Below are 7,752 nucleotides of genomic sequence, written 5' to 3'. Positions count from 1 at the left end.
ATCCGATTACTTCTCGGAAAAAATTCAATTGAATTTGTTCCGCATTTCCTCGCTGCGATGTTTCTACTTTATTTCATTCATTTCCACTTTGCAAATCCAGGATTTCTCCGGAAATTCACCCAACGGAATCGAATTTCCCCACAGAGTCGATAAATCATCCGATTCCAGATTTTCGGTCTACATCGGATTATTCACATTCAATGGGATTTTGCCGCAATTTATCCGCTTCAGCGGCAGCGACTCAGAAAACGATACACGCTCCCCCGGAGCCGCGCAAGTCGGCCCGGAGGGGCGTGCAATAGTCCGTCTCGGAGTCAGACAGCCACTTCGACAGTAGCCAGATTCTTCTTCCCGCGGCGCAGCAACAGGTACCGGCCGTGAAGCAGTTCCGCCCGGTCGATCACGGCGTCGGGGTCGGTTACCTTGTTGTTGTTCACGTAGGCGCCGCCCTCCCCTACCGTGCGTCGGGCAGCGGACTTGCTCTCGGAGAGTCCGGACGCAACCAGGAGGTCGACGATACCCAAGCCATCTGCGCCGATCGAGGCAGACGGCAGCTCGGCAGTGGCGGACGCCAAGGTCACTTCGTCCAGAACCGAGAGATCGCCGTTGCCGAACAGCGCAGCCGAAGCGGTAATCACCTTCTCCGTCGCGTCCACTCCGTGCACGAGCGACGTGACTTCGTAGGCGAGCCGGCGCTGGCCCTCGCGGGCGAACGGTCGCTCGGCAACAGCGGCTCCAAGTTCCTCAATCTCCGCGCGGCCAAGGAAAGTGAAGACCTTGAGGCGGTCAACGACGTCGGCATCCGCCGTGTTGAGCCAGAACTGGTAGAAGGCGTAGGGGCTGCACATGTGGGCATCGAGCCAAATGGCGTTGCCTTCGCTTTTACCGAATTTGGTGCCATCCGAGTTGGTGATCAGGGGCGTCCCCAAGGCGTGGACGGACTTCCCATCGACCTTGCGGATCAACTCCGTGCCACTCGTGAGGTTGCCCCACTGGTCCGAGCCGCCGGTCTGCAGCACGCAATCGTAGTCACGGTTGAGCTGGAGGTAATCCATGCCCTGCAGGATCTGGTAGCTGAACTCGGTGTAGCTGATGCCCTCGTCGGAGCTGAGACGGGAAGCAACGGCATCCTTGCGGAGCATGGTGCCCACCCGGAAGTGCTTGCCGATCTCCCGCAGGAAATCAATGGCGCTCAAGGGCGCGGTCCAGTCAAGGTTGTTGACCATGCGCGCCGCGTTGTCCCCCTCGAAGCTGAGGAAACGGCGGACCTGGGCCTGAAGGTAGCCGACCCACTCCGAAACGGTGTCCTTGGTGTTCAAGGTGCGTTCCGCCGTCGGGCGCGGATCCCCGATCAAGCCGGTGGAGCCGCCCACCAGGCCGAGCGGCTTGTGGCCGGCCAACTGCAGGCGGCGCATGAGCAGGAGCTGGACCAGGTTGCCGAGGTGCAGGGACGGCGCGGTGGGGTCGAAGCCACAGTAATACGTGATCGGGTCCCCGGCGAGAAGCTTTTCCAGTTCCGTTTCATCAGTGGAAACGTGGATCAGGCCGCGCCATTTGAGCTCTTGCCAGATGTTGGCAAAGCCCGGGTCGTTGTGTTGGGACTCGAGGTTGTTTACGTGTGACACGAGTTCTAAGTTAGCAGGATTGACGTTCGGCCTGCTTGCATGGCTCAGCGCTCGATACCCGCGGGCAATGGAGCGGCCGTGATGAGGCGCAACCGCTGCGTCGGACGGGTCATGGCGACGTAGAGATCGCCCACCTTCCCATGTTCATGGTTCAGCATGGCCGCAGGCTCAAGGACCACGACACCATCGAACTCCAGGCCCTTGGCTTCCTTGGGGCTGATGACCACGATGTCCTGGGAGTAGCTGCCCGCTCCAGTGCCCACGCGGTGTCCGTAGACCCCACGGAGGGCGGCTGCGGCGCGCGGCAAGAGGGCGCCGTCGGCAATCACGGCGAGAAGGCCGCCGTCGATCGCTTCCAGTTCCTCCGGAAGGACCTCGACGAGGCGGTCCACCATCCCGGCTTCGTCCACGCGATCCACGATGGGCGACCATTTGCCTTCCCGGACGGCCTTGGGTGCCGAGACGACGAGGCCGGCGCGGTTCGCCATACGGACTGCCGCTTCGGCGATCTGCGAGGGCGTGCGGTAGTTGACCGTGAGTTCTTCGAGCTGCCAGCGGTCCCCGAAGGACGGCGCGAGCGCACTCTGCCAGGAATTCGCACCGGCGGAGGAACTCGTCTGGGCGATGTCGCCGACGATCGTGAAGGACTTCAGCGGGCAGCGGCGGACCAACAGCCGCCACTGCATGGGCGAGAGCTCCTGCGCTTCATCCACCACGATGTGTCCGAACGCCCACGAACGGTCGCTCGTGGCACGTTCGGCCGCGGTCAGGCGCGTTTCGCGCTCCTGGTTCTGGTCCGCCAGTTCCTCGGCCGTCATCAATACGTCCACACCCATGGCCTCCATGTTGACCAGGGTCTGCTTGGCGTTGGCGATGTCGCGGGCACGGTCGTGTTCTTGCTGTGCCAGCCCCCGACCGGCGGCAGGATCCAGCTCGCCCAGGAGCTCGGCGGCCTCGTCGAGCAGTGGAACATCCGCTTCCGTCCACGGGGCGTCCGCCGGACGAAGCAGGAGGGCACGCTGGGCCGGGGTGAGGTGCGGGGTGCAGGCTTCCAGGATGGCTGGCTTGCTGAAGAGCTCGGAAACGAGTTTCTCGGGCGTCATGGGCATCCAGCAAAGGTTCAGGACGATCCTGACGTCGCGTGCCGAGCGGACGTCTTCGGCGAGGTAGGAACGGTCGGCATTGTTGCCGATGTTCGATTCCTCGACGATCTCCGTCAGCTGCTCCGTGAGTTCGCGCAACAGGATCTTCACGAACGTCACGCGCGCTTCGTTGTGCGGCTTGCCGGTGGCGCGTGCCCTGTCCCGGGCGCGGCGGACTTGCCGCACGGACAGCGTGAGCTTGCGCGAATCGACTTCGAGGATGCGGTCCTCGGCGGGAGTCCGCTGCCGGTTGGCCACGGCGTTGGCAATCACGTCGGCCATATTCAGCTTGCCTTTGAGCGCTGCGACGTCGGGATCGGTTTCCGGGACGGCATGGATGCCGGGCATGAGGCGGCCAAGGCTCGCCATGACGACGCCGGTCTCGCCGAGGGACGGCAGCACCCGCTCGATGTAGTGCATGAACGACGACGACGGTCCAACGAGCAACACGCCCGCGGACTTCAAACGGTCACGGTGGGTGTACAGCAGGTAGGCGGCGCGGTGGAGCGCGACGGCCGTCTTGCCCGTGCCGGGACCGCCCTGGACAACCAAGGCACCCGACATGGACGAACGGATGATCCGGTCCTGCTCGGACTGGATGGTGCCGACGATGTCCGACATGCGGCCGGTCCGCTTGGAATTGAGGGCGGCAAGAAGTGCGCCCTCGCCCTGGAGCGAGGCGTTGTCCGCCAGCATGCTGGCATCCAGGACATCGTCCTCGATCGCCTTGACCTCGCGGCCCTGCAGGATCAGGTGGCGACGACGGCGGACCCCCTGCCGGTCGAAGGCGGTCGCCTGGTAGAAGTGGCCGGCTTCCGGCGCACGCCAGTCGACCATGAGCCGCTGGAGGTCTGCCGTGGACAATCCGATGCGCCCGATGTACTGCGCCTCTCCGCTGTCCAGGTCAAGGCGCCCGAACACGAGACGGTCGTCGACGGCGTCGAGCTGGGCGAGGCGGTCCTCGTACAGTGCCGCGAAGGCGTCCCTTTCGGAAACGTTCTGCATGGTGCCCACCGCCCCGGCGCGCCGGACCTGCGCCAGCTGTTGGCGCTTTTCCTCCCGCAGCTCATCCAGACGCGAGTAGAGACCGGCCACGTACTCCCGCTCGTGGATCAAATCAGCGTCGTGCATCGAAACGTTCCCCTATCGAAAAAGACGGACCGTCCATTCTACAGCGGTTTTGCTTGACGTGCGTGAAACTGCCCGCCCGCCGGTGCGTCACACAATGTTCACCCGGCGCTAACCTCCTGAGCTGTTCCATCCGCACCCAGTGGTGCTTCAATGCTGCAATGCAGCACGACGTTGCCCTGACCCGACACGGCATCAGCCTGGTCCCGCTCTCCCCCGCACATGCCGGTCCGCTCTTCGATTTCGTGGACTCCGGGATGTGGTCCGGCATGGCCGCCGACCAGCCCTTGAGCGCCGCGGAATTGGCCGAACTCTTCGCGGCCCGCCTCGAAGATCCGGCAACCATGCCGTTTGCCGTCGTCGAGCAGCGTACGGGAGCACTGCTTGGAACCACGTCCCTGTGCGAGTACAGTCCGCGGCAGCAGCGCCTGGAAATCGGCGGCACTTTTTACGGGCGACCGTTTTGGGGCAGCCATGTCAATCCCGCCGCGAAGCACCTGCTGTTGGCGTACTCCTTCGATGTGCTGGACGTCCACCGCGTTGCCTTCCGCTGCGACGCCCGGAATACGCGCAGCGCTGCGGCCATCCAGCGGCTCGGCGCCAGTTACGAGGGCACCCTGCGCGGGCACCGCTTCGCTCCGGACGGCAGCCGCTGCGACACCGCCGTCTTCTCGATCCTGCGCGAGGAATGGCCCCACGTGCGCGAGGCGTTGCTTGGCCGCCTCGCGCCCTTCGAACTGGCCGACAACCACTGTGCGTATGTCGCGGAACCGGCCCGGAGCGAACACGCGGCGTGACGGGTACTTCGCTGGCCTCCTACGAGGGCTTCTCGACGGCGCGGCTGCGGCCGGGCTTGTAGCGCGACACCGTGGGATCGCCGGAGAGCCAGAACCGCCACGGGTAGGCGGCGGAACCGCCGTCGCCCGACACTCCGACCCGGAGGCCGCTCGTGATTGCCGGTGGCACCGCCGGGCTTGCCGGAAGGTCGAGGCTGAACGGTGCAGCCAAGGCATCCCGGCCGCTGTCCGCCGTGGTCAGTCCCAAAGCGGAGGCAAGCCGCGCCGGCCCGCTGGCAAGATCGTTCAGCGATCTCGACGCCGGACGGCGGGACTGCGCCAAGGCTTGCCCGGCCACCACCTCCCCTGCCCGCAACAGCAGCGCGGACGCAACGCCGTCGGGCCCGCAGACGATGTTGGCGCAATAGTGCATGCCATAGGTGAAGTAGACGTACAGGTGGCCTGCGGGACCGAACATCGGAGCGTTCCGGGCGGTGGGGCCCCCGAAGGTGTGGGATCCGGGGTCGGGTTGGGCGGAGTCCCGCGGACCCAGATACGCTTCCACCTCGCTGAGCCGGACGGACACCGTGCCCTCAGGAGTCCGGTGGCTCAACACGGCGCCGAGGAGCAAAGGGGCCACGTCCCGCGGATCTCCGGAAAGAATCGCCCGGATGGCCTCCGTGGATTGGCGCTGCGTTGTCATGCCCAGACCCTAGCAAAAAATCAGTCAATCGGATCCGCCGCCGGCGATGTCCGATTCCCGCTAGGAAGGGCCCGGGGAAGCTGACAGGATGAAGTCATGGACTTTTGGCAACGCTACCGTGCCATCGATGCGCGGGACCCCCGGTTCGACGGCCAGTTCTTCACCGCTGTGCGCTCGACGGGCATCTACTGCCGGCCGTCGTGCCCGGCACGGACGCCCAAGGCGGAAAACGTGACGTTCTACGAAACCTCGGCCGCGGCCCACGAAGCCGGGTACAGGGCGTGCAAGCGCTGCCTTCCGGAGGCGGTCCCCGGCACTCCCGCGTGGAACCTGCGCTCGGACGTCGCGGGCAGGGCCATGCGGCTCATCAACGACGGCGCGATCTCCCGGGTCGGCGTCGAAGGGCTCGCCACCAGGCTGGGCTACTCCTCCCGCCAGCTCAACAGGATCCTCAGCCATGAACTCGGCGCCGGGCCGCTGTCCTTGGCGCGGGCCAGCCGGGCCCAGACCGCCAGGACGCTCCTGGTCTCCACCTCGATGAAACTCTCGGACGTGGCGTTCGCCGCCGGTTTCAACAGTGTCCGCCAGTTCAACGACACCATCAACGAAGTCTTCGCCCTGACTCCCACCGCGCTCCGGGCCACCGCGAATCCCCCGGGCCATCACGGCAAGCCTGGCGAGGCGACGTCCCTGACCCTGAACCTCCCCTACCGGGAGCCGTTCGATACGGGGATTTTCGATTTCCTCGCGGCCCGCGCGGTTCCCGGTGTCGAGCTGGCGGGTCCCGCAAGTTACACGCGGACCCTCCGCTTGCCCCGCGGCAACGCCGTGTTCACCGTGGAGTACGACGGCGGGGCGCGCGGCGGCGCGCTGACCCTCGCCGTCAGCACCCTGGATCTCCACGACCTTCCCGTGCTGTTGAGCCGGGTGCGGCGGTTGTTCGATCTCGACGCCGATCCCGTCGCCGTGGACGAGGCGTTGGCTTCCGATGCCCGGCTCCGCCCCTCAGCCCGCGATACTCCGGGGATCAGGGTCCCGGGTGCCGTGGACCCCCGGGAACTGTTGATCCGCGCGATGATCGGCCAGCAAATCACCGTGGCCGCCGCCCGGACCGCTTTGAGCCACCTTTCCGACGCCGGAACCCGCCTGCCGGAAGGGCACGCAGGACACGCACTGGGCCTGGACCGCCTGTTTCCCACGGCCGCGGAGATCGCCACCTCGGGCCGGGAACTGCTGAGGGGTCCGCAGCGGCGCATCGATTCCGTGCTGGCCGCGGCAGCAGCCATGGCCAGCGGGGACCTCGACTTCGACTACGGCGACGACCCCCAAACGCTCGCGGACAAACTGTTGCCGCTGCCCGGCGTCGGACCATGGACCGTGGGGTACGTGGCGATGCGGGTCATCGGCGACCCGGACGTCTTCCTGGCGAACGATGCAGCGGTCCGGAACGGCCTCAAGAACCTCGCGGCAGCGGAAGACCTGCCTGCCGATTTCCGCACCGTGAGCCCGTGGCGTTCTTACGCCACGATGCATCTGTGGCGGGCAGCCGCAAGCAAACGCGGAGGCGCTAGTGCGCCGCGGGAACGCTCGATGGCCACGGGAGAAGCTCAGGCAAGTCAACACCGTCCGCGTCAGCAGAGGCCCGCAGGCTCCCCAGGGTAGGTGTGCGCCCGGCGAGCCAGGCGGCGATATCCGTGATCATGCCGTTGATGGCGACAGACTGCCGGCCCGAGCCGATAACCAGTTGCGGGAGGCCAAGGGGCTGAAGAACGAACTTCTGGTCGGCCGGAACACGGGCGGAGAGGAAATCAAAGAGGTGCTCGCAGAATTGCCGGCTCCAGGCTTCCGGGCCGCGGCCGATCCCCAGGTCCGTGACGTGGATGACGAGTTCGCGCCAAAGCGCCAGGCCGCCGTCGAGCACGGTTCCGTTCCGGAAGCTGATCCGGGTGTTCCAGCCGGACTCCACGAGTCCGTCGAAGGCCCTCAGGGCCCGGGCAAGGGCGGCTTCGGTGGCGTCGCGGTGTTTGGCGAGGCTGTGACTCGCCGCCAGCTCAATGGCCTTCGTGCGACCCTCGTAGCCGCCGTCGTAGATGTCGATGGTCTCGCCGCGCGCGGCGTATTCCAGCTGCCTGGCCATGGCATTCGAGATGCCGGCGATGTGAGCCAGCACGTGGCCGCGGGTCCACCCGGGCAGCTCGGAGGGAGCTGCGACATCGGCGTCGTCGAGTTTGGCGACAACGTCGGTGACAGTGCCGGCTGCTTTGTGGAGCTCGGCAAGAAGCGCTGAGGTAGTGATCTCGGTCATAGCGCCATAGTATCCGACAGAGTTAACCGCTGTTAACGACGATTAACTGACAACGGCGGGCATTTCGCGGCAG

7 protein-coding genes are annotated in these 7,752 nt (G+C 65.8%); 3 read left to right on the top strand and 4 right to left on the bottom strand.

What is annotated here, in order from left to right; genetic code table 11:
- A partial coding sequence (locus tag KNN17_RS10785) for a hypothetical protein (protein WP_241708887.1) occupies positions 1 to 337 on the top strand: 337 nt, incomplete at its 5' end.
- Here the strand turns inward: KNN17_RS10785 and tyrS are convergent.
- On the bottom strand, positions 315 to 1,625 hold the full coding sequence (gene tyrS / locus KNN17_RS10780; protein ID WP_241708884.1) for a tyrosine--tRNA ligase: 1,311 nt from the start codon (positions 1,623 to 1,625) through the stop codon (positions 315 to 317). The two genes, KNN17_RS10785 and tyrS, sit on opposite strands and share 23 nt — an antisense overlap.
- A 44-nt stretch (positions 1,626 to 1,669) precedes the next feature.
- Entirely contained in the window at positions 1,670 to 3,898 is a 2,229-nt protein-coding gene (locus KNN17_RS10775; protein WP_241708877.1) for an AAA family ATPase, read from the bottom strand.
- Positions 3,899 to 4,056: 158 nt separating this feature from the next.
- Here KNN17_RS10775 and KNN17_RS10770 point away from each other — a divergent pair, with 158 nt between their 5' ends.
- Positions 4,057 to 4,692, top strand: coding sequence for a GNAT family N-acetyltransferase (locus KNN17_RS10770; protein ID WP_241708876.1), 636 nt, complete (start codon positions 4,057 to 4,059; stop codon positions 4,690 to 4,692).
- A 19-nt stretch (positions 4,693 to 4,711) separates the two neighbouring features.
- Here KNN17_RS10770 and KNN17_RS10765 read toward each other — a convergent pair whose 3' ends face one another.
- Entirely contained in the window at positions 4,712 to 5,374 is a 663-nt protein-coding gene (locus KNN17_RS10765; protein ID WP_241708875.1) for a DNA-3-methyladenine glycosylase, read from the bottom strand.
- Positions 5,375 to 5,470: 96 nt separating this feature from the next.
- On the opposite strand from KNN17_RS10765, the gene KNN17_RS10760 reads away from it, so the two are divergent.
- Entirely contained in the window at positions 5,471 to 7,036 is a 1,566-nt protein-coding gene (locus tag KNN17_RS10760) for an AlkA N-terminal domain-containing protein (protein ID WP_241708873.1), read from the top strand.
- Here KNN17_RS10760 and KNN17_RS10755 read toward each other — a convergent pair.
- Positions 6,942 to 7,679, bottom strand: coding sequence for a maleylpyruvate isomerase family mycothiol-dependent enzyme (locus KNN17_RS10755; protein WP_078105634.1), 738 nt, complete (start codon positions 7,677 to 7,679; stop codon positions 6,942 to 6,944). The two genes, KNN17_RS10760 and KNN17_RS10755, sit on opposite strands and share 95 nt — an antisense overlap.
- Positions 7,680 to 7,752 lie beyond the last annotated feature (73 nt).

This window comes from Arthrobacter bambusae (assembly GCF_022606295.1).
Classification (GTDB): Bacteria; Actinomycetota; Actinomycetes; order Actinomycetales; family Micrococcaceae; genus Arthrobacter; species Arthrobacter bambusae_A.
This window is presented reverse-complemented; position numbering and strand designations above follow the sequence as displayed.